Below are 19,288 nucleotides of genomic sequence, written 5' to 3'. Positions count from 1 at the left end.
GCCCGATTCGGCGGATAGAGTCGCTGGTATGTCCGGTAACGAGGATTTGGAGAAGCTGTCGTCGAAGGAGCTGCACGACCGGGCGATGAAGCTCGCCGTGCGGCGGGGGGATGTGAAGTTCCTGTGGCGGCTGCTCACGTCGATCCCGGCCGCGGAGGCCGCCGCGGGCAATGTCGGCGAAAGCGAGGCGGACATCAAGTACGTGCTGCCCATGCTCGACGACTACGTCCACGCCGGTGACGGCGCGGTGGCCGAGGTGCTGCGACCGGTCTATCTGGACTACCTGGCCCAGCACTCCTGAGACCAGGTCAGCGGCGGGTGAGCGCCGCGCGCCAGAGGCCGACAGCCGTGCCGCGCAGGAAGTTCGCCCAACCGAAGTGGTCGTGCCACAAGATGATTCGGCCGTCGCGTAGCCGGAAGGTGCCGGTCACCCAGAACCCGACGCGCACCGGACCGAAGCGCAGGTAGTCGGTGCGGTCGGTGAGCACGACCTCGCCGTCGGCGGCGATGTGGTGCATGTCCACTCCGAAGCCGAGCCAGTCGCGGCGCAGGCCGCGCAGCACGCCGCCGACCCGGCGGATGCCCTTCACATCGGGCAGCGAGGTGTTCTTCCAGACGATGTCGGGGTGCAACAGGTCGATCGCCTCCTCCGAGGCGCCCATTTCCAGCGCGGCGAAGAACTCCCGCACCGTGGTGGTCGAGTCCTGTTTCAGGTCGGGTTCGTCGGTCATGGTCCGAGCGTAGGCCGCTGCGGTCACCCGCGGCGCGCGATGAGCACGGCCAGTCCGTCGAGGATGCGCTCGATGCCGAACTTCAGCGCGCCGTCCCCGCCCGCGGCCGCGCCGCCCTCCGCGAACGCGGCGACCGCGGCCGGATATCGATCGGCCGCGGCGGCCACCATTTCGGCGAACTGAGCCGCTATCTGCTTCTCGAATTCGTCGGCGTCCGCCAGTCGCACCTGCTGCGCCAGGCTGCGGGCATGCCCGGTCAGCAGGACGATCGTGTCCAGCCGTTCGGCGGCGGTGAGCCCGGTCCCGGCGAGCGCGCCGAGCGCGGACTCCATCCATGCGACTTCATTCGGGCCGACCGGCCGCAAACCGACCGACACCTCCATCGACCAGGGGTGGGCGCTGAAGCGCGCGTAGATCGTCTCGCACCACACGCGCAGCAGGTCGCGCCAGTCGTTCTCCGACGCCTCCTCGCCCGCGCTCAGTTCCGGCGGCGCGCCCAGCGCCGTGTCCAGCATCAGTGCGACGAGTTCGGCCTTGCCCGGCACGTAGCGGTACAGCGACATCTTGGTGAAGCCGAGGCGCTCGGCCAGCCGCTGCATGGACAGGTTCGCCAGCCCTTCGGCGTCGGCCAGCGCGACGGCCTCCGCGACGATCCGCTCCAGCGACAGCGCGGGCTTCGGTCCGCGCTTGGGCCGCTGACCGGTACCCCAGAGCAGTTCCAGTGTGGTCGGTGTCGGCATGCCCGAAATCCTTCCGGAGAACGTCTTGACGTGAAACTGTGTCTACCATACGCTAATCAGCGTCCATCGGATACAGTTTCCACTGGACACAGATTTGAGACGAGGAGAACTCCATGCGCAACACCACCGTGCTCATCTCCGGCGCGAGCGTCGCCGGACCCGCGCTGGCCTACTGGCTGCACCGCTACGGCTTCGCGGTCACCGTCGTCGAGCGCGCTCCGGCGTTGCGCCCCGGCGGTCAGGCGATCGACTTCAAGGGCAGCACCCACCGCACCGTGCTGGAACGGATGGGCGTGCTGGACGACATCGAGCAGCGCAAGACGGGCACGACCGACACCGTCTTCGTGGACGAGCGGGGCGCCGAGCTGGCGCTGATGTCGGGTGATTTCACCGGCGGCGATGTGGAGATCCTGCGCGGCGACCTTGCCGAGATCTTCTACCGGCGCACCGCCGACCGTTGCGAATACCTGTTCGGCGATTCGATCACCGCGCTCACCGAGACCTCGGCCGGCGTGCACGTCGAGTTCGAGCACGCGGCCGCCCGCACCTTCGATCTGGTCTTCGGCGCCGACGGCATCCACTCCCGGGTTCGCAGGTTGGCGTTCGGTCCCGAGCGGGACTTCGTGAAGCACCTGGGCTACTACTACGCCGTCGCGGGCGCCAGCCCGTGGAGCGGCAAGACCACCGGACCGCGCGAGCGGGTGGTCGCCCGCGGCCACAACGCTCCCGGCCGACTCGCGGTCAGCGGCGGACCGAAGGCGCAGCAGATGTACATGTTCGCCGCGCCCGAGCTCGACTACGCCCGCGACGACATCGCCGCTCAGCAGCGCATCCTCGCCGAGACCTTCGCCGGAGTCGGGTGGGAGGTGCCGCGAATGCTCGCCGAGCTCACCGAATTCGGCGACTTCTACATGGACTCGATCAGCCAGGTCCAGATGCCCGACGGTTACACCAAAGGACGTGTCGCGCTGGTCGGCGACTCCGGGTACGGGAACACCCTCGGCGGCTTCGGCACCGGGCTCGCCGTGGTCGGCGCGTACGTCATCGCGGGGGAACTGGCCTTGGCGGGCGGCGACCATACTGTCGCCTTCGCTCGCTACGACGAGCACATGAAGCGCTACGCGAAGATCGCGGGCAACAGCAACGCGGGTCGCTTCCTGGCCCCGAAGACCGCGCGGGGCATCAAGATGCGCAACTGGTTCCTCGGTTCCCGGATGTTCGCGCTGATGGCGAAATTCGGCGACAACGCCGCCAACGACATCGATCTGCGGGACTACCCCGCGCTGGTCGCCGCGGCGAACGCGCGCTGACCGCTCGTCAGCGGCCTTGACAGCGATCGGCCCCGCCGCACCCGCCGCGGCCCGGCACAACATCCCAGTTGGGAACCGTCGCGCGGCCGACGACGAGCGGCGCGACGGGGCGACCAGAGGATTCGGCTGTGTTTCGATGGAACCGGAGCGAGACGGGTTGCGTCTATAAGGTCAGACGGCACTGACGGAAGGGGCGGCAATGGCGGACAGCCCGTTTCCCGGGTACATCGAAGCTGCGAAAACCGGGGCGTTGCGGGTGCGGATGCACCCGCAAGCGTTCGTGGACATCGACCGGGCCTGCCAGGAGTTGATCGACACGCTCGTCGCGGCACAAACCGACGCGCGCGAGCTCGGTGAGCGGCAGCACTGGGGGCTGGGCGAAGACAATCCGAAGCTGACCTCCGCCCTCGAACTGGTGCGGCTGTTCCGCGAAAAGGCCTTCGGTGGCCCGAACAACGCCTTCGACACCCTCACCGAGTACATCTCCGTGGCGCAAGAGATCAAATCCATGTTCGAAGCCATCCGCGACGGCTACGTTCGGACCGATACGGAATTCGCGGCGGCACTGCGGGAGCTCAGCGTATGAAGGCCGGAACAGCCTTTCGGGCAATCGGATTCGTCGCGGGAGCGGCGAGCTCGGTCCTGCTCTCCGGATGCGGCGGGACGACATCGAACGATCCGGCCACATCGGCCACCGGCGCGACCGAGTCCCGTTCGAGCGCATCACCACAGACGAACGCACAGCCCGCGTTCGATCCCTGCACCGCACTGACACCCCATTTGCTCGCGGAGCGCCAGTGGGACTCGAGACCCCCGGAACCCAAACAGGACAGCCAGGGCGGCGTCACTTGGAGGGGGTGCCGGTATGTCGCACGGGCCGGGTACGGATTCGTCGTCGAGACCACCAACGGCACCATCGAACAGGTACGCAGCAAATACCCTGCTGCCGTGGATATCTCGGCGGGCGATCGGAAAGCCGTCCGCTACGAAGCCCGTCCGGACGTACCGGGCGGCTGCACGATCAACGTCGAAATGAGATCCGGCTCGCTCTACATCCTGACGAATGTGCCGCAGACGTCGGCGAACAAGCACCTCGTCGCCTGCGATATCGCCACCGATATCGCCAGAGCAGTCGCACCGCTGCTGCCCGCGGGCAGCTGAACACCGGGGGAAGCGATCATGAGACAGACCGACGGACGCGCGATCACCGATCCGGAGAACGCGCAGAGTTTCTCGCACGCGGAGATCAAACAGGCTGCCGAGGCGATGAATCCGGCCGCGCTCGACGGTGCGTTCGCCGCGTGGTCGGCCATCGCCGCTGCGGTGACGAACGCGGGCCAGCGCTTCGAGGACGCGATCAAGAACGCGGTGGAACAGCACTGGGAGGGGGCGGCGGCCGACAGCGCGGTTCGCGGCGTGCGAGATTACGCGGCGCGGGTGGGCGAACTCGGTGACGCACTCGGCGCGCAGAGTCTGCCGCTGTCGGCGGCGGCGGACGCCGCGGCGAAGTTCAAGCTGTCGGTGCCGGATGTGCTGGACACCTCGAATGGCACGGCCGATCCGGCACAGCGCAATTCGCGGGAGGAGCAGGCCCGCGACGAGATGAACACCCAGTACATCCAGCCGTACGGGGCCACCGCTCCGGCTATCCCGACGCTCCCGCCCCCGGTCGCTCCGGCCGCCGCGGCGCCGATCGGTGCCGAAACCGGCACGGGCGTGGAGACGAGCGCGGACGTCGGCTCGCAGGCCGTGGCGGGCGCCCGGTCCACGGACAACTCCCCATCCGGCAGCTCGCCTTCGGCCGCGGACACCGCCTCCCCCGCCGGTTCGGCGGACGACGGCGAGCAGGCGGACCAAGCGCAGCCGGAAGCCGAGAACACACCGCAAACCGTCACGTCTCAGGCGGTTTCCCAGAGCCAGGACGCCACGCCGACCACTCCGGCATCCACCGCCGCGAGGACGCCGACGTCCACTTCGGCCACATCGGTCGCGCCCTTCTCCTCGCCGCCGCCGCAAACGACGCCCACCACCGTCGTCCCGACCTCGTTCAACGGCAGACCGAACGGCACGCCGAGCAAGCCGGCCACCCCGGGCACGACCGGAACCCCGAACGCCTCGGACAACCAAGCGCGCCCGGGCACCTCTCGGCCCGCCCAGCCCACCGTCCCCGCCGCGGCCAACGGGCAACCCGCCGCACCGGGGCGCCCGGGAGCGACGGGCGCTTCGGGGTACCCGGGCATGATGCCGCCGGGGATGCGCGGCAGGCGCACGGACGACGACGAGCACAAGTCGCCGAAGTACCTGCGCACCGAGGAGCACGCGAAAGAGTTGCTCGGCGAGGTGAAACCGACGGTGCCGCCGGTACTCGGTGAGCAATGACGGCGCAGTGGTCACTGTCGGCCGAGCAGTTCGCAGCGGCGTGGTTCGCAACGGGTCTGGACCGCATGCCGTTTCCGTTCCGGTTCACCAGCCGCTTCCCCGGACTCAACGAGTACCAGGCGTATCAGCAGCAGTTCCGCGCTGAGCTCGGGCGAGACGAACGGCTGCCACTGCGCAGCGCGATCAGCACGCTGGCCGTTCCGGACTGGCGTATCGAGCTGTTCGGCTACGACAACACGCGTGCGGGCGTCGAACTGCGCGCCGTCGCCTGCGGCACCCGTTCCGGCTCCGGCGTGCTCGCCGTGCAGTCGCCCGCGCCGGACGGCGGCCGAGTCCGGTTGCGCCGCTGCCGGGTCGATCAGCTCGCCACCGAAGTGGTGCGCTTGCTCCCGGACGCCACGGCGGGAACGGTGGGTGAGAAGAGCTTCCTGCTCGACGATCTCAACGACGAGCGCCCCGATGTGTTCGGCAACGCGCCCGCCAGCCAGGCGAAAGAGCGTTACCGGCGCTTCTGGCGGCAGTCGTGCGCCACCCGCGGCACCGCCGTCGTGCTGCTCGGGCCGCGCAACGCCGAACCGCTGCGCACCGGCCGCCTCCGCTGGATCGACACGCCCGACGGCCGCTACTGCGAAGTGCCCGCGAACCGCGCCCTGATGATCCGGCCGGGTACCAGCGCCGATATCGCCCGTTACCTGGACGAGGCGATCGTGCGGGCGAAGGCGCGCATGGACAGGTAGTACCGGATCACCGCGCCGCGAGGTGGGCGGTGACGAGGGTGTCGAGCAGCACGTCGAGATCCGGCCACGGAAAGCTCGGGCGATCCTGGCGCAGCATCACCAGACCGTGCAGGGCCGCCCACAGGCAAGCCGCGGTAGCGGTGGGATCGGCGCTGCCGGTGGCCGCCACCGCATCCACCAGGTGACGAAAAACCGGCAGGCCGGGCAATTGAGCATCGGTCGGTTCCCAGCCCGGGGTGCCCGCGGTCGCGAACAACACGCGGTAATGGCCGGGATGGCGCAAGCCGTATGCGCAGTAGGCCCGGCAGATCTCGCGCAGCCGAGTGGCAGCATCGCCGACCGGCAGGGCCGTCAGCACGGCGCCGAACTCGGCGAAGCGAGCCTCATAAACCGCGGTCAGCAGTTCCCGTCGATCCGCGAAGTGCAGGTAAATGCTCTGCGGCGCGATGCCCACCGCGCGCGCGACGGCGCGCATCGACAGCGACTCCTGACCGTCCAGCGTCTCCAGTAGGCCACTCGCGGCCTCGATCAAGTCCTCGCGCAGTTTGCTTCCCGCACCGCGGGGGTTTCGATTCCTCTTCGGTGGCGGCACCTTGACAGATTAACAAGACGGGTGTCCACTAACAACTGTCAGCAGACACCCGTCTAGTCAGGAAATTCGATGTCGGTCACTGTGACTCGCGTAGTGCATGCCAGCGTTCTGCTCGACTTCGGGGGAGCGAGAATTCTCACCGACCCGTGGCTGTCCGAGCGGCCCTTCTATCGGCAGGGTGAGCCGCGCAGCATTGCCACCGCCGCGGACCTGCCCGAACTGTCGGGCATCGTGATCAGCCACGGCCACTACGATCACTGCGATCTCGGCGCACTGGCGGCCTACCCCGACAAGTCCGTCCCGTTCGCGGTCGTCCGCGGCCTCGCATCCCGGGTCCGTGCCGCCGGATTCCGCACTGTCGTCGAGTTGGATCCGTGGGAGCAGACCCACCTCGGCCCGATCGAGGTCACCGCGGCGCCCGCACGTCACGGCGTACCGGAGATCACCTTCGTCCTGCGCGCCGACGGCACGAGCGTCTTCTTCGGCGGCGACACTTTGCGCATCGCCGAATTGGACGAGGTGGCCGTGCGCTATCCGGAACTCGACCTGGCGCTGCTACCGGTCAACGGTTTGCGCATCCGCCCCGCGTTCAACCGGCAGGTCGTCATGGACGCCGCGCAGGCCGCCGAACTCACCCGAGCCCTGCGCCCGCGCCTTGCCGTTCCCATCCACTACGCGTTCACCAGCGGCCCGATCGGCGACCGCGTGATGACGAAGGCCCAGCGAGACCCCGGGCTCTACGTCGACGCATCCGCCGCTATCGCGCCGGACACGTCCGTCCACGTCCTCGCCCCTGGACAACCGTTGATCGTGTCGTCCTGAGCGCTCGGCGATTCAGCCCAGCAGGCGCCAGTCCTCCAGGCCGTCGTACAGCGGGACGTCCTTGGCCAGCTTGCTCACCCGGGCGCGCAACGCGTCCAGGTCGGCGCCACCGGCCAGCGCGCTCGCGATGATGTCGGCGACCTCGGCGAACTCGGTGTCGCCGAAGCCGCGGGTGGCCAGCGCGGCGGTGCCGATGCGCAGGCCGGAGGTGACCATCGGGGGACGCGGGTCGAACGGAACGGCGTTGCGGTTCACCGTGATACCGATCTCGTGCAGCAGGTCCTCGCCCTGCTGGCCGTCGAGTTCGGAATTGCGCAGGTCGACCAGCACCAAGTGCACGTCGGTGCCGCCGGTGAGCACGCTGATGCCCTTGCCCTTGACGTCGGCGGCGGTGAGCCGCTCGGCCAGGAGCTTCGCGCCGGACAGGGTGCGCTCCTGGCGATCCTTGAACTCCGCGCCCGCGGCGATCTTGAACGCGACGGCCTTGGCGGCGATGGCGTGCATGAGCGGGCCGCCCTGCTGGCCCGGGAACACCGAGCTGTTCAGCTTCTTGGCGTACTCCTGCTTGGCCAGGATCAGGCCGGAGCGGGGACCGCCGAGGGTCTTGTGCACGGTCGAGGACACCACGTCGGCGTAGGGCACCGGTGAGGGGTGCAGACCGGCGGCGACCAGACCCGCGAAGTGCGCCATGTCCACCCAGAGGTAGGCGCCGACCTCGTCCGCGATCGAGCGGAACGCCGCGAAGTCCTGGTGGCGCGGGTAGGCCGACCAGCCCGCCACGATCACCTTCGGACGCGCCTGCAAGGCGATGTCGCGCACCTCGTCCATGTCGACGCGGTGGTCTTCCTTGCTCACTCCGTACGAGTGCACCTCGTAGAGCTTGCCGGAGAAGTTCAAGCGCATGCCGTGGGTGAGGTGACCGCCGTGCGCGAGGTCGAGACCGAGCAGCTTGTCGCCCGGGTCCATCAGCGACATCAGCACCGCGGCGTTCGCCTGCGCACCGGAATGCGGCTGCACGTTTGCGAATTCGGCGCCGAACAGCGCCTTGGCGCGGTCGCGCGCCAAGGTCTCCACCACGTCGACGTGCTCGCAGCCGCCGTAGTAGCGCCGCCCCGGGTAGCCCTCGGCGTACTTGTTGGTCAGCACGCTGCCCTGTGCCTGCAGCACCGCGCGCGGCACGAAGTTCTCCGAGGCGATCATCTCGAGCGTGTCGCGTTCGCGGGCGAGCTCGCCTGCCATCGCGGCAGCGAGCTCCGGATCGAGCTCACCGAGAGACTGGGAATTGACAGAGGCGGTCGTCTGCGTCACGTGCCTCAGTCTATGGGCCGTCGGCGTTGTCCTCGAGCAGGGGGTTCACCCCTCTCGGTCGGCACAGGCTCGGCACGCGGTCCGCCGGACCACACTCGATCCGGTGGACAGGCGCTCAGCGGGACGCGCCGCCCTCCGGCAAGTAGTTCTCCAACAGCACCGCGAGATGCCGCTGGGCGTCTTCCAGCGGCCGGGTGGACTTCATCGCCCGCGACTGGACGATGGCTCCCTCCAGCGCGCTGAACACGAAACTGCCGAAGGAGCGCGCCTCTTCGGCGGACATACCCGCATCGGCGAGCGCCGAGCCGAGCCGCTCGTGCCAGTCGGCGAACACTTCGCCCGCCGCGGCCTGCACTCGCGGCTCGGACTCGGCCAGCGCCGCCCCGAGGATCGGGCACCCGGCGCGGTATCCGGTCTGCTCCAGTGTGGTGACCCACCAGCCGAGCAACAAATCGAACCAGCCCGGAGGCGGCGCGGCGGTGATCTTCTCGACCACTCCGGCGATCCGGGCTCCCGCGACCCGGGTGGCGGCCTCGACCAACTCACCTTTGCCTGCGGGAAAGTGCTGGTAGAGCGAGTTGCGCGAGGCCTTGCCGCGTTCGAGTAAGGCGGCCAGTCCGGCGGCGTGCACGCCCTGCTCGCGAACGAGTTCGATGGCGCTTTCGATCAGCCTGGTGCGCGGCCCTGCGGTCATGCGAATTCCTTGCTCACTGTTGCGTGAACCGATCGGTCCATGTTGCAATCATGTCAGATGTGGACCGATCGGTTCATCGAAAGGATGCGATTCATGTCCGAAACCACCGTCGACCCGACTCAGCTGTCCGGTCTGGAACTCCTGCGTGTCGCGATGACCAGAACGGATCGCCCGCCGTTCATCGGTGACCTGCTCGGCATGGAGGTCGATGAACTCGAGCACGGCAAGGTGGTCTTCGCGCTGCGCACCCGGCCCGATTTCGCCAACCCGCTCGGCACCACACACGGCGGCATCTGCGCCACCCTGCTCGACTCGGTGATGGGCTGCGCGGTGCACACCACCCTGGAGCCAGGCGTCGGCTACACGACGCTGGAACTGAAGATCAACTACATCCGGGCCGTGCCCACCGACGGACAGCGGCTCACCGCCACCGGCACCACGATCCACCTCGGGCGCACCACCGCGACCGCCGAGGGACGGGTGGTCGATGAGCAGGGCCGCCTGGTCGCGCACGCCACCACCACCTGCGCCATTTTCCGCCCACATCGATCCTGAGGAGAACTGTCATGGCGGGACGAACACCGAGCGCCGCGGTACGCAAATTCCGGCGCGAACGCCTCATCGGCCGCTACCTGGTGAACCCGGCCGTCGGCCTGCTCGACCGGCTCGGCATCCGGTCGTCGCTGATCGCCGAACTGGAGACGGTCGGCGCGAGATCCGGTCAGCCCCGGCGGGTGCCGGTCACCGCGTCGATCGACGAGACCGGCGCGTGGCTGATCTCGCAGCACGGTTATCGGTCCGGCTGGGCCCGCAACATCGCCGCCGACCCGCACATCAGGCTGCGGCTGGGCACAGAGTGGCGCACCGGAACGGCCTCCTTCGTGCCCGAGGACGATGTGGTGGCTCGCTCGCGCACCTTCGCCAAGGGCCGCGTCTCGGCCGCCGTCGCCGAACGAACGATGAAAGCGCTGGAGAGCGATCCGATCTCGGTGCGCATCACCTTCGCCGGAGCTTGACCGCGCACCGGGAATCCGCGACCGCTCGACAGACGCGGCGGCCGTGCGCGGACGATCGCGCCGAGGCCGCGACGTACGGCCGGGCCACCGGTTCGATTTCCGTGGTGAGAGTTCGCAGTATCTCCACGGGCGGACAGGGCTGCGCGGCGATCCGGTAGCCCTCATGCCGCCGCGCGTACCGCCCCGGGAGTGAGTGGTTCGTCGAGCAGCCTGCGGAAACGGTCGGCCCGGTCCTCGGCGTCGGCCGCGCGATCGAGCCAGCCGCCCAGCAACCGGTATCCCTCGACGTAGGTGGAGATGTAGGCCCGCCACAGCGGCGAGGACAGGAAGCGCAGCGACTGGCGCGCCCGCTCCGGCGTCGTCAGGCTCCAGGTCTGCAAGAACTCCGCCACTTCGTCGTGCGACCGGCCCCGGTCGTGCAGCAGCAGCGCGGCGTCCTGGCGCACGCTCAGCAGGTCTGCCGAGGCGTTCGAAAGGCGTTCGGCACGTTCGCCATCGAAGCGCAGCCCGAGATCCGCGTAGATCTCCTGCGCCCACTTGCCCCAGCCAGGGCCGACGATCGAACGCAACGCCAGATCGGCGAGCCCCTCGGCCATCAGGCACTGCGGCGTGTTCACCAGGAACAGCGTCTGCTCGGCCTGACCGGCGGCGACCAGCCCGGCTTCCTTGCGGCAGTGCTCGGTGTGGTGCCCCGGGTAGGACTCGTGCGCGATCAGCTGCGGCAGGTGCGCCATGTGCTGCTTCAGGTCGGAGTTGATCGCGACCCGGGAGTGGTAGTTGCCCAAGTAGTAGTTGAACCCGGACCAGGGCTTGTCGCCGACCACCTCGTAGGTGACGTGCTCGTGGTCGGGTAGCGGGTAGCGGGCGCGAACCAGCTCGCGCAACGCGCTGGAGAACGCCTCGACGCACACCGCCAACCGCTCCGGCGGGATCTCGTCGGTCTTGCGATGGGCGGCCACCCGCTCGGCCAGCGGACCGTCGCCGGCGAGCACCTCGTCCATCCGCCGGTGCGCGTCGCGGTAGTCGTCCACGTCACCGGGCGCGATGTCGACGTCGAAGTAGGCGCGCACCTCCTCGATGAAGCCGATGTCATCGCCCGCGAATTTCCGTCCGGAGCACTCCAGCGCGCGCAGGTGCACGTCGAGGAACTCGGCGCGCTCGGGCGCGAATCCGGCCTCCGGCACCGCGGCGCGCAACTCGGCGGCACGGCGAGCCAGCTCGCGCGGCTGCGGTGCGGGCGCGTTCCGCACCTCGCGGCGCAGCGCCGGATCACCGGTGTAGGCGTCGACGAATCCTTCCTCCAGCCGGTCGAAGGCGAGGCCGAGCCGCAGGTATTCGGTCACGAGCGGATGCGCTTCCATGCCAGCCGACATTAGCGGCTCACACCTGTGTCATCGAGTCGGTTACCAGCCGGTAGTGGTACCCCGCTCGGCCCACGATGCTGACGCAGAGCAGAATTCGCCTATGCGGCGACAGCTAGACCGAATCTCACCGGATCCGCACGGTAACCGTGCGTGTTTGCTGAAACGGAGTGTCGGGTAAATGGCACGAATGAGCGAGCCGAGTCCCTACGTGGAATTCGACCGGAAACAGTGGCGGACCCTGCGTAAATCGACTCCCCTGGTGCTCACCGAGGAAGAACTGATCGGCCTGCGCGGTCTCGGGGAACAGATCGATCTCGAAGAAGTCGCGGAGGTGTATCTCCCGCTCGCTCGTCTCATCCACCTGCAGGTGGCCGCTCGTCAGCGACTGTTCGCCGCGACCGCGACATTTCTCGGCGAAACCCATCCCGACCAGCAGGTACCGTTCGTGATCGGCGTCGCGGGCAGCGTCGCGGTCGGCAAGTCCACCACCGCGCGCGTACTGCAAGCGCTGCTGGCGCGCTGGGATCACCACCCGCGGGTCGACTTGGTCACCACCGACGGATTTCTCTATCCCACCGCGGAACTCACCCGGCGCGGCCTCATGCACCGCAAGGGTTTCCCGGAGAGTTACGACCGCCGCAGCCTGCTGCGATTCGTCACCGAGGTGAAATCCGGTGCGGCCGAAGTCTGCGCCCCGGTGTATTCGCACATCTCCTACGACATCGTGCCGAGCAAGCTGCACTGCGTGCGCCAACCCGACATTCTGATCGTGGAGGGGTTGAACGTGCTGCAGACCGGTCCGCGCCTGATGGTGTCGGACTTGTTCGACTTCTCGATCTACGTCGACGCGCGTATCGAAGACATCGAGAAGTGGTACGTGCGACGGTTTCTCACCTTGCGCAAGACCGCATTCGCCGACCCGAACGCGCATTTCCACCACTACTCCGGATTCACCGACGAGCAGGCGACCGCCGCCGCGCAGGAGATCTGGAACAACACCAACCGGCCGAATCTGGTGGAGAACATTCTGCCCACCCGCCCGCGCGCGACCCTGGTGCTGCGCAAGGACGCCGACCACAGCATCAATCGGCTGCGGCTACGGAAATTGTGATTCCGATTACAATTTCCACGCATCGTCGAGTCGCTGCGCGACATCGATATCGCGGACCGCGGCGATGTGCGGCTTACGGATCTCCGCGGAGATATAGCGGGCGACGAAACGCCTGATCTCGTGATCGACGCCGGCGAGGACGCGCAGCAGTTGCCCGCGCCGCGTGGCGGCGGCGACATCGATGTGCACGTCGGCAGGCCGCGGCTCCGCGATATCGATCACCACCCGCAGGGGCGCCGCCGTGCGTACCGTCAGGTGCAGGTGCACGGTGCCCTGTACGTGGAACCGGTGCCGGTCGACCGCAAGGTGCAGCAGCAGGTCGACCTCCAGCGGGATTATCAATTCGAACGCGATGGTCTCGTCGTCGCGACGGCTCAGCCTGGACGACCCGAGCCTGACCTGGGCGGTCACCTTGGCGAGTCGGCCAGGACCGAACCCGATGGGGCCGAAATCGAATGCGCTGCCGGTCAGCTGGTCGAACGCGCCCGCGATGCGCGCTTCGGAGGCGGCGTACTCCAGGAAGCGTCTACCGAAGTCCGCATAGCTGATCGAGTCGTCCGGTTCGCCCTGCGCGGGCCGGCGGTCGAACGAGCTCATGAGACCGGACGGTACGCGAGAAGAACGATACCGGAGCGGGATTCAGCGCACCGACATCGAGTCAGACGCCGAAACGGCGATGACGCGCGGCGAAGTCGCGCAGCGCCCGCAGGAAATCCACCCGGCGGAACTCCGGCCAGTACGCCTCGGTGAACCATATCTCCGAGTATGCGCTCTGCCACAGCAGGAACCCGGACAGCCGCTGCTCGCCGGAGGTGCGAATCACCAGGTCCGGGTCCGGTTGGCCGGAGGTGTAGAGGTGCTGGCCGATGGCGTTCACGGTGATCGACTGGACCAGGTCCTCGCCGGTCTCGCCCGCGGCGATCTCCTGGCGGACCAGCGAGCGCACCGCGTCGGTGATCTCCTGCCTGCCGCCGTAGCCGACCGCGACATTGACGTGCACTCCGTTGCGGCCGTCGGTGCGCTCGGCCGCGGTGCGCATCCGCTTGGCGATCAGTTCGGGGAAGCCGTCGAGCGAGCCGACGATGCGCACGCTCCAGTTCTGCTCCGGCGCCGACAGCTCCTCGACCACGTCGGTGATGACCTCGAACAGCGTCTCCAACTCATCGGGATCACGCTGGAGATTCTCGGTGGACAGCAGGTAGACGGTCACCATCTCGATGCCCTCGGCCGCACACCAGCCGACCAGCTCGGCGATCTTCAGCGCGCCGACCCGATGGCCGTGACTGACGTCGGTGAAACCGTTCTCCCGCGCCCACCGGCGATTGCCGTCACACATCACCGCGACGTGCCGGGGATGCTGCTTGCCGGCCAGCTGCCTGGACAGCCGGGCCTCGTAGATGCGATACGGCAGACCCCGCACCTGACTCGGAAGTTCCACGCGGGCAACCCTACGCCTCGGCGACACGAACGCGGCATCGACCGCGATACGCCGGTACAGTGGCCAGGAGCACGCAAGTTACGGTTGCGTAGGTTACTGACGGGTTCAACTACCTCGTCTGCACTCGGTCCGGCGTTGGGCCGCGGAAAGACTGCTCCGGCTGTTCCCTTAGGAGGTACTCGTGTCCGAATCGGTCGGCGCCGCCGATGCGACAACGGTCACACCGGTCCCCGCCACGGCGGGCGAAGCGCTCGCCGAGGCCCTGGTCAAACCGCGCATGCGGGGCTGGATCCACACCTGGGCCGTCGGCGTCGCGGCGATCGCGGCCGTCGTGCTGATCGCCACCGCGGGCACGGTCTCGGCGACCGCGGGATGGTCGACGCTGATCTACGGGCTCACCGTGTGCGGGCTGTTCGGCGTCAGCGCGGTCTACCACCGGGTGACCTGGCCGACCGCCCGCGCTCGCATCCGGATGAAGCGAGCGGACCACTCGATGATCTTCCTGTTCATCGCGGGCAGCTACACCCCCTTCGCCCTGCTCGGCCTGCCCGGACGAACCGGGCAGACGCTGCTGGTCGTGGTCTGGGCGGGCGCGCTGGCCGGAGTGGCGCTCAAACTGCTGTGGCCCGGCGCTCCCCGCTGGGTCGGCGTTCCGCTCTATCTGTTGCTGGGCTGGGCCATCGTGCCGGTGGCCGGACAACTGAACGGCCAGATCGGCATCGCACCGCTGATTTTGTTGCTGATCGGCGGCCTGTTCTACAGCGGCGGCGCGATCCTCTACGCCACGAAATGGCCGAACCCGTGGCCGGGGGTTTTCGGGCACCACGAGTTCTTCCACGCGGCCACGGTGCTCGCGGCGTTGACCCACTACGCGGCGGTCTGGCTCGTCGTCCTGCGCTGAGCGCATAGAGTCGACCCGGAGGGCGGACGAGAGGGCGGCGCAGGCGATGGAACGGTCATCGAGATCGCGAGCCCTATGATCGCGAAGCTCGTCGTCTGGGCGCTCAAAGCGCGGGGTGGTCTGGCCGCTCTGGTCACCACGGCGAATCTCAGCGGCCTCGCGGTGATCGTCACCCAGCTGTGGCTGAACGGGTTCCTCGGCAGGCTGGGCACGGATTGGCTACGGGCACTGGCCTTCGTCGGCATCTATCCGGCGGCGGGATTCCTGGCGGGCATCGTCCTGGCGGTGCGCGACCGCAAGGTGTACTTCGGCTGGCTCGACGCCGGGCGCAAGCCCACGGAGGTGGAGGCGCGGCGCTTGCTGCACCTACCCGTCGCGATCAGCATGCGCGCGATCGCGCTGTGGATTCCGGGGGTGATCGTGGCGACCGCGGTCTTCGCGCGGCTGAGCCCGGACAACGACCCCGGCGTGACGGCGTCGCTGTTCACGATCGGCGCCTTCGAGTCGGCGGCGGTCACCTTCCTGATCGTGGACCGGTTGATCCGGCCGACGATCCCGGTGGTCGCCCGGGTGCTCGGCTGGACCATGCACTGGAGTTCCTCTGTGCTGGTGCGGGTCGTGCTGACCTGGGCGGTGGCGGCCGCGCTTCCGCTGCTCATGCTGATCGTCGTGCTGGCCGACCCGGTAGCGGCCGCGCCCGACCGGGTCCGCACCGCCATCTACCTGTCCGCGGTCGGCATCGGAGTGGGTGCGCTGGCCACGGCGTTCCTCGCCCGCGCGGTCGCCGCGCCGATGCGCGTCCTGCGTCGCGCGCTGGACCGCATCGCGCAAGGCGATCTCGGCGTCCGGGTGCCGATCGGCAGCACCAGTGAGATCGGCCGGTTGGAGCATTCGGTCAACGAACTGGCGGCGAACCTGCGCGAGCGCGAGCGGATGCGTGAGGTGTTCGGCAGGCACGTCGGGGCCGAGGTGGCCGAGCGCGCGCTGGCTCGCGGGGCGGATCTCACCGGCGACGTGCGTGAGGTGTCGGCGCTGTTCGTCGACGTGACCGGGTCGGTGGAGCTGTCCACCGGGTTGCCGCCGCAGGAGTTCGTGGCCAAGCTCAATCGGTTGCTCGCGATCGTCGTCGCGGCGACCGAGGAGAACAACGGACTGGTCAACAAGTTCGAGGGCGACGCGGCGCTGTGCGTCTTCGGAGCGCCGATCGCGTTGGGCGACAACGCGACTCCGGCACTGCGGGCGGCGCGCCGCATCCGGGACGAGGTGCTCGCCACCGGAGAACTCGACATCGGGATCGGCGTCGCGCGCGGCGGGGTCTTCGCGGGCGACGTCGGCTCCGACACCCGCCTGGAATTCACGGTGATCGGCGACGCCGTCAACGAGGCCGCCCGCCTCACCACGGCGGCCAAGGAGGTGCCGCGGCGAATCCTGGTGAGCCAAGCGGTGATCGAAGCCGCTACGGAACACGAGCGCGCCAAGTGGACGTTCTACGACACCATCGTGCTACGCGGCATGAAGAACCCCACGTTCTGCTGGACCGACATCGACACCTCCGGCGCCCGGCCCGAACACATCGAAACCCGCACCGATCAGCTGGACGGCCACGACCTGCCCGCCGACACCAACCCTGTCATCGAAATCCACACCGCCGCAGAGCCGCCCCGTGGCACCGAGTTGCCGGACGCCGAGTTCGACGCCCCGCCTCGGCGCTAGTCCACTCAGCTGGGTGAACAGCGAAGCACCCTCGGCACGGCGGTTCAGCGGCCGTCTCGATGGCGACATGACCGAACGCGCGTGCACCGACCGCATCGGGCCCGCTCGGTTGCGTTCGGCGGCACGAACGTCGTCGTGCGCCCACCTGACATCGTGTCGCGATGGTCTCGGCCGTCTCACAGCCGCGTGATCGAGCGCCTCAGCTCCGATCGTTGTCTCCTTCCCGCACCCACCGGGCCGCCGGTGCACCGCCCGGGCCGCCAGGGGCCGACCACATTTCCGGCTACGCCCTCCGTCGACGGGGCGTCCGACTCGAACCGTCTATCGCCAACCGGCCGATGGTGGCCGGAGGTGCTGTCGTCAGTTTCGCCGAAGCGCCATCAGGAGCTCGTCGGGCGTGGAGACCGGGAGGTCGCAGACGGAGCCGCGGCAGACGTACGCGGCCGCGGCGTTGCGGACCAAGGGCCGATCGGCCAGCAGCGGGACGGCGTTCGGGGCCCCGGCCAGGACGACGGAGCCGCCGGGTGCGGCCGCACGGGCCGCGGCGAGCAACTCGGTGGGCTGGGCCGCCGATTCGGCGGCGATGGCGACCTGCAGCGGGCCGCGCAAGGCCGCCTCGGCGACGGTGAGCCACTGGCCCGCCGAGCGCGGCGCGCGTGCCAGCACAATCGCGCCGCGCTCGAGGGTGCGGTCGGCCAGTTCCCGGTAGCGGGCGGCGCCTTCCGGGTCGCTCGCGGCCGCGGCGGTGAGCAGCGCTTCGGCCAGCGCGGAGGCGCCTGCGGGGGTGGCTCCGTCGATCGGGTCGCGGGGGCGGGCGACGAGGGTTTCGGCGTCGTCGGCGGTGTCGAACCAGCCGCCCGGCTGATCGGGGTCGGCGAAGTGTTCGATCGCGGTATCCAGCAGGCGTTGGGCGTCGTCCAGCCAGCCGAGGTCGCCGGTGGCCTGGTGCAGCGCTAGCAGGCCGGTGACCAGCCAGGCGTGGTCCTCCAGGATGGCGGGCGCCGCGCCGACGACGCCGCCGAGCGATGCACGTCGCAGCCGACCGTCCACCACGTGCTCGGCCAGCAGGAATCGCGCGCATCGGACGGCGGCGGCGGTCCACTCCGGTTCGTCCAGCGCGCCCGCGGCCTCGGCGAGCGCGGTGATCGCCATACCGTTCCATGCGGTGACCACTTTGTCGTCGCGTTCGGGTTGTGGGCGTCGATCGCGGGCGGCGATCAACGCGGCACGGACGTGTTCCAGCCGCGCGTGGTCCTCCGCCGTGGCGGGTTCGGCGTACCTGGTCGGCACCGAGGTGCACTGTTCGAAGTTTCCGGCGGTGGTGACGCCGAAGAACTCGGCCGCCCAAGCCCCGTCGATCGGACCGAGCACGCCGGCCAGCTCGGCGGGCGTCCACACGTACGTCGCGCCTTCGACACCGGGCTTACCGGGCTCCAAGTGCGTGTCGGCGTCCAGCGCCGAGGCGAAACCGCCCTGCGGGGTCCCGAGGTCATCGAGGAGAAACCGCACGATTTCCCGGGTGACCCGGTGCGACAACGATTCCGGAAGCTCGGACCCGCTGCGGCGGGCGAGGTGCGCGTAGGCGCGTAACAGCTGCGCGTTGTCGTAGAGCATTTTCTCGAAGTGCGGCACCACCCATGCCGCGTCGACCGAATACCGCGCGAACCCGCCACGCAGCTGGTCGTAGATGCCGCCGCGCGCCATGGCCTCGGCGGTGCGGGCGACCACCTGGAACACCGCCGGGTCACCGGTCCGCTCCCAGTGCCGCAACAGTCCCTCGAGCAGCGCCGAGGGCGGGAATTTGGGAGCGCCGCCGAATCCGCCGTGCTCGGCGTCCTCGTCGCGCAGCACGGCGGCGACGGCATGGGCGAGCAGCTCCGGGGTGATCGTCAGGTCCGCGTCGGGCAGTCCCGCCGCTTGGTCGCGCAGCGCAGCAGCCACCTGCGCGGAGGCCTGATTCACTTCGTCGCGCCTGGTGCGCCAGGTCTCCGTCACCGCCGTGAGCAGCTGGGTGAAGGACGGCATGCCGCCGCGCGGGAGCTTCGGGTAGTAAGTGCCGCAGTAGAACGGTTCGCCGTCCGGCGTCAGGAAACAGGTCATCGGCCAGCCGCCTTGCCCCGTCATCGCGACCGTCGCATTCATGTAGACCGCGTCCAGGTCTGGTCGCTCCTCCCGGTCCACCTTCACGCAGACGAAGTTCTCGTTCATCTGATCGGCGGTGGCCTGGTCCTCGAACGACTCGTGCGCCATCACGTGGCACCAGTGACAGGACGCGTACCCCACCGACAGCAGAACGGGCACGTCCCGCTCCCGCGCTTCGGCCAGTGCCTCCGCATCCCACTCCCGCCAGTGCACCGGGTTGTCCGCATGCTGCCGCAGGTACGGGGACGTCGCCTCTCCGAGCCGGTTCATGGCTCCACCGTACGACCCTT

21 protein-coding genes are annotated in these 19,288 nt (G+C 69.0%); 12 read left to right on the top strand and 9 right to left on the bottom strand.

All coding sequences use genetic code 11. The annotated features are described in order from the left end of the window. Nucleotides 1-28: 28 nt before the first annotated feature. Complete coding sequence (locus ABZW96_RS27965) at nt 29-301, top strand: hypothetical protein (RefSeq protein ID WP_039800723.1); 273 nt, start codon at nt 29-31, stop codon at nt 299-301. Nucleotides 302-308: 7 nt separating this feature from the next. Here the strand turns inward: ABZW96_RS27965 and ABZW96_RS27960 are convergent, their stop codons facing one another. Both ABZW96_RS27960 and ABZW96_RS27955 read right to left on the bottom strand, forming a co-directional pair. Further along, a complete protein-coding gene (locus ABZW96_RS27960; protein WP_355078604.1) occupies nt 309-731 on the bottom strand; it encodes a limonene-1,2-epoxide hydrolase family protein in 423 nt (140 codons plus the stop codon). Nucleotides 732-754: 23 nt separating this feature from the next. Next, nucleotides 755-1,471: a TetR/AcrR family transcriptional regulator gene (locus ABZW96_RS27955; RefSeq protein ID WP_355078603.1), complete on the bottom strand. Its 717-nt coding sequence runs from the start codon at nt 1,469-1,471 to the stop codon at nt 755-757. A gap of 113 nt (nt 1,472-1,584) precedes the next feature. Here ABZW96_RS27955 and ABZW96_RS27950 point away from each other — a divergent pair, with 113 nt between their 5' ends. The 5 genes from ABZW96_RS27950 to ABZW96_RS27930 all read left to right on the top strand — a co-directional run bounded on the left by ABZW96_RS27950 (nt 1,585) and on the right by ABZW96_RS27930 (nt 5,897). After that, nucleotides 1,585-2,781, top strand: a complete 1,197-nt coding sequence (locus tag ABZW96_RS27950) for an FAD-dependent monooxygenase (RefSeq protein WP_355078602.1) — start codon at nt 1,585-1,587, stop codon at nt 2,779-2,781. Between the two features lie 280 nt (nt 2,782-3,061). Then, on the top strand, nt 3,062-3,367 hold the full coding sequence (locus tag ABZW96_RS27945; protein WP_355078601.1) for a hypothetical protein: 306 nt from the start codon (nt 3,062-3,064) through the stop codon (nt 3,365-3,367). Continuing rightward, nucleotides 3,364-3,942, top strand: coding sequence for a DUF3558 domain-containing protein (locus ABZW96_RS27940; protein WP_355078600.1), 579 nt, complete (start codon nt 3,364-3,366; stop codon nt 3,940-3,942). Before ABZW96_RS27945 ends, ABZW96_RS27940 begins: the two co-directional genes overlap by 4 nt. An 18-nt stretch (nt 3,943-3,960) precedes the next feature. Beyond that, nucleotides 3,961-5,160: a hypothetical protein gene (locus ABZW96_RS27935; RefSeq protein WP_355078599.1), complete on the top strand. Its 1,200-nt coding sequence runs from the start codon at nt 3,961-3,963 to the stop codon at nt 5,158-5,160. Beyond that, nucleotides 5,157-5,897, top strand: a complete 741-nt coding sequence (locus ABZW96_RS27930) for an ESX secretion-associated protein EspG (protein WP_355078598.1) — start codon at nt 5,157-5,159, stop codon at nt 5,895-5,897. Before ABZW96_RS27935 ends, ABZW96_RS27930 begins: the two co-directional genes overlap by 4 nt. A gap of 7 nt (nt 5,898-5,904) precedes the next feature. On the opposite strand, the gene ABZW96_RS27925 is transcribed toward ABZW96_RS27930, so the two are convergent. Continuing rightward, nucleotides 5,905-6,489, bottom strand: coding sequence for a TetR/AcrR family transcriptional regulator (locus ABZW96_RS27925; protein WP_355078597.1), 585 nt, complete (start codon nt 6,487-6,489; stop codon nt 5,905-5,907). A 69-nt stretch (nt 6,490-6,558) separates the two neighbouring features. Here ABZW96_RS27925 and ABZW96_RS27920 point away from each other — a divergent pair, with 69 nt between their 5' ends. Further along, nucleotides 6,559-7,311 carry an MBL fold metallo-hydrolase gene (locus tag ABZW96_RS27920; protein ID WP_355078596.1) on the top strand — a complete coding sequence of 251 codons (753 nt, stop codon included), beginning with the start codon at nt 6,559-6,561 and terminating at the stop codon, nt 7,309-7,311. Between the two features lie 12 nt (nt 7,312-7,323). Here ABZW96_RS27920 and glyA read toward each other — a convergent pair whose 3' ends face one another. Further along, nucleotides 7,324-8,619, bottom strand: a complete 1,296-nt coding sequence (gene glyA, locus ABZW96_RS27915; RefSeq protein WP_355078595.1) for a serine hydroxymethyltransferase — start codon at nt 8,617-8,619, stop codon at nt 7,324-7,326. Nucleotides 8,620-8,734: 115 nt separating this feature from the next. After that, complete coding sequence (locus ABZW96_RS27910) at nt 8,735-9,313, bottom strand: TetR/AcrR family transcriptional regulator (protein ID WP_355078594.1); 579 nt, start codon at nt 9,311-9,313, stop codon at nt 8,735-8,737. Between the two features lie 93 nt (nt 9,314-9,406). On the opposite strand from ABZW96_RS27910, the gene ABZW96_RS27905 reads away from it, so the two are divergent. Both ABZW96_RS27905 and ABZW96_RS27900 read left to right on the top strand, forming a co-directional pair. Next, on the top strand, nt 9,407-9,868 hold the full coding sequence (locus tag ABZW96_RS27905; RefSeq protein ID WP_355078593.1) for a PaaI family thioesterase: 462 nt from the start codon (nt 9,407-9,409) through the stop codon (nt 9,866-9,868). A gap of 11 nt (nt 9,869-9,879) precedes the next feature. Further along, nucleotides 9,880-10,329: a nitroreductase/quinone reductase family protein gene (locus ABZW96_RS27900; protein WP_355078592.1), complete on the top strand. Its 450-nt coding sequence runs from the start codon at nt 9,880-9,882 to the stop codon at nt 10,327-10,329. A 161-nt stretch (nt 10,330-10,490) separates the two neighbouring features. Here the strand turns inward: ABZW96_RS27900 and ABZW96_RS27895 are convergent, their stop codons facing one another. Beyond that, a complete protein-coding gene (locus ABZW96_RS27895) occupies nt 10,491-11,690 on the bottom strand; it encodes a DUF885 domain-containing protein (RefSeq protein WP_355078591.1) in 1,200 nt (399 codons plus the stop codon). A 181-nt stretch (nt 11,691-11,871) separates the two neighbouring features. Between ABZW96_RS27895 and coaA the strand changes: the two genes are divergently transcribed. Further along, a complete protein-coding gene (gene coaA, locus ABZW96_RS27890) occupies nt 11,872-12,804 on the top strand; it encodes a type I pantothenate kinase (protein ID WP_355078590.1) in 933 nt (310 codons plus the stop codon). A gap of 6 nt (nt 12,805-12,810) precedes the next feature. On the opposite strand, the gene ABZW96_RS27885 is transcribed toward coaA, so the two are convergent. Further along, on the bottom strand, nt 12,811-13,401 hold the full coding sequence (locus ABZW96_RS27885; protein WP_355078589.1) for a hypothetical protein: 591 nt from the start codon (nt 13,399-13,401) through the stop codon (nt 12,811-12,813). A 61-nt stretch (nt 13,402-13,462) separates the two neighbouring features. Next, on the bottom strand, nt 13,463-14,242 hold the full coding sequence (locus ABZW96_RS27880) for an isoprenyl transferase (RefSeq protein WP_355078588.1): 780 nt from the start codon (nt 14,240-14,242) through the stop codon (nt 13,463-13,465). 262 nt (nt 14,243-14,504) lie between these two features. Here ABZW96_RS27880 and ABZW96_RS27875 point away from each other — a divergent pair, with 262 nt between their 5' ends. Then, nucleotides 14,505-15,143: a hemolysin III family protein gene (locus ABZW96_RS27875; RefSeq protein WP_355078661.1), complete on the top strand. Its 639-nt coding sequence runs from the start codon at nt 14,505-14,507 to the stop codon at nt 15,141-15,143. A gap of 75 nt (nt 15,144-15,218) precedes the next feature. Beyond that, nucleotides 15,219-16,856: an adenylate/guanylate cyclase domain-containing protein gene (locus ABZW96_RS27870; RefSeq protein WP_355078587.1), complete on the top strand. Its 1,638-nt coding sequence runs from the start codon at nt 15,219-15,221 to the stop codon at nt 16,854-16,856. 360 nt (nt 16,857-17,216) lie between these two features. Here ABZW96_RS27870 and ABZW96_RS27865 read toward each other — a convergent pair whose 3' ends face one another. After that, nucleotides 17,217-19,268 carry a thioredoxin domain-containing protein gene (locus ABZW96_RS27865; protein WP_355078586.1) on the bottom strand — a complete coding sequence of 684 codons (2,052 nt, stop codon included), beginning with the start codon at nt 19,266-19,268 and terminating at the stop codon, nt 17,217-17,219. Between the last annotated feature and the right edge of the window lie 20 nt (nt 19,269-19,288).

Origin of the sequence: Nocardia sp. NPDC004168, assembly GCF_040610355.1 — a bacterium.
GTDB classification, from domain to species: Bacteria; Actinomycetota; Actinomycetes; order Mycobacteriales; family Mycobacteriaceae; genus Nocardia; species Nocardia sichangensis.
Note: the sequence above shows the minus strand (reverse complement) of the source record. Positions and strands in the feature narration are given on the sequence as shown.

Bases quoted from the DNA above. Each gene is read 5' to 3' on its own strand.
- ABZW96_RS27905 (WP_355078593.1), top strand. From the start codon at position 9,407: ATGTCCGAAACCACCGTCGACCCGACTCAGCTGTCCGGTCTGGAACTC.
- ABZW96_RS27930 (WP_355078598.1), top strand. From the start codon at position 5,157: ATGACGGCGCAGTGGTCACTGTCGGCCGAGCAGTTCGCAGCGGCGTGG.
- ABZW96_RS27895 (WP_355078591.1), bottom strand. From the start codon at position 11,690: ATGGAAGCGCATCCGCTCGTGACCGAATACCTGCGGCTCGGCCTCGCC.
- ABZW96_RS27960 (WP_355078604.1), bottom strand. From the start codon at position 731: ATGACCGACGAACCCGACCTGAAACAGGACTCGACCACCACGGTGCGG.
- coaA (WP_355078590.1), top strand. From the start codon at position 11,872: ATGGCACGAATGAGCGAGCCGAGTCCCTACGTGGAATTCGACCGGAAA.
- ABZW96_RS27865 (WP_355078586.1), bottom strand. From the start codon at position 19,268: ATGAACCGGCTCGGAGAGGCGACGTCCCCGTACCTGCGGCAGCATGCG.
- ABZW96_RS27940 (WP_355078600.1), top strand. From the start codon at position 3,364: ATGAAGGCCGGAACAGCCTTTCGGGCAATCGGATTCGTCGCGGGAGCG.
- ABZW96_RS27935 (WP_355078599.1), top strand. From the start codon at position 3,961: ATGAGACAGACCGACGGACGCGCGATCACCGATCCGGAGAACGCGCAG.
- ABZW96_RS27955 (WP_355078603.1), bottom strand. From the start codon at position 1,471: ATGCCGACACCGACCACACTGGAACTGCTCTGGGGTACCGGTCAGCGG.
- ABZW96_RS27950 (WP_355078602.1), top strand. From the start codon at position 1,585: ATGCGCAACACCACCGTGCTCATCTCCGGCGCGAGCGTCGCCGGACCC.
- ABZW96_RS27900 (WP_355078592.1), top strand. From the start codon at position 9,880: ATGGCGGGACGAACACCGAGCGCCGCGGTACGCAAATTCCGGCGCGAA.
- ABZW96_RS27885 (WP_355078589.1), bottom strand. From the start codon at position 13,401: ATGAGCTCGTTCGACCGCCGGCCCGCGCAGGGCGAACCGGACGACTCG.
- ABZW96_RS27965 (WP_039800723.1), top strand. From the start codon at position 29: ATGTCCGGTAACGAGGATTTGGAGAAGCTGTCGTCGAAGGAGCTGCAC.
- ABZW96_RS27910 (WP_355078594.1), bottom strand. From the start codon at position 9,313: ATGACCGCAGGGCCGCGCACCAGGCTGATCGAAAGCGCCATCGAACTC.
- ABZW96_RS27870 (WP_355078587.1), top strand. From the start codon at position 15,219: ATGATCGCGAAGCTCGTCGTCTGGGCGCTCAAAGCGCGGGGTGGTCTG.
- ABZW96_RS27920 (WP_355078596.1), top strand. From the start codon at position 6,559: ATGTCGGTCACTGTGACTCGCGTAGTGCATGCCAGCGTTCTGCTCGAC.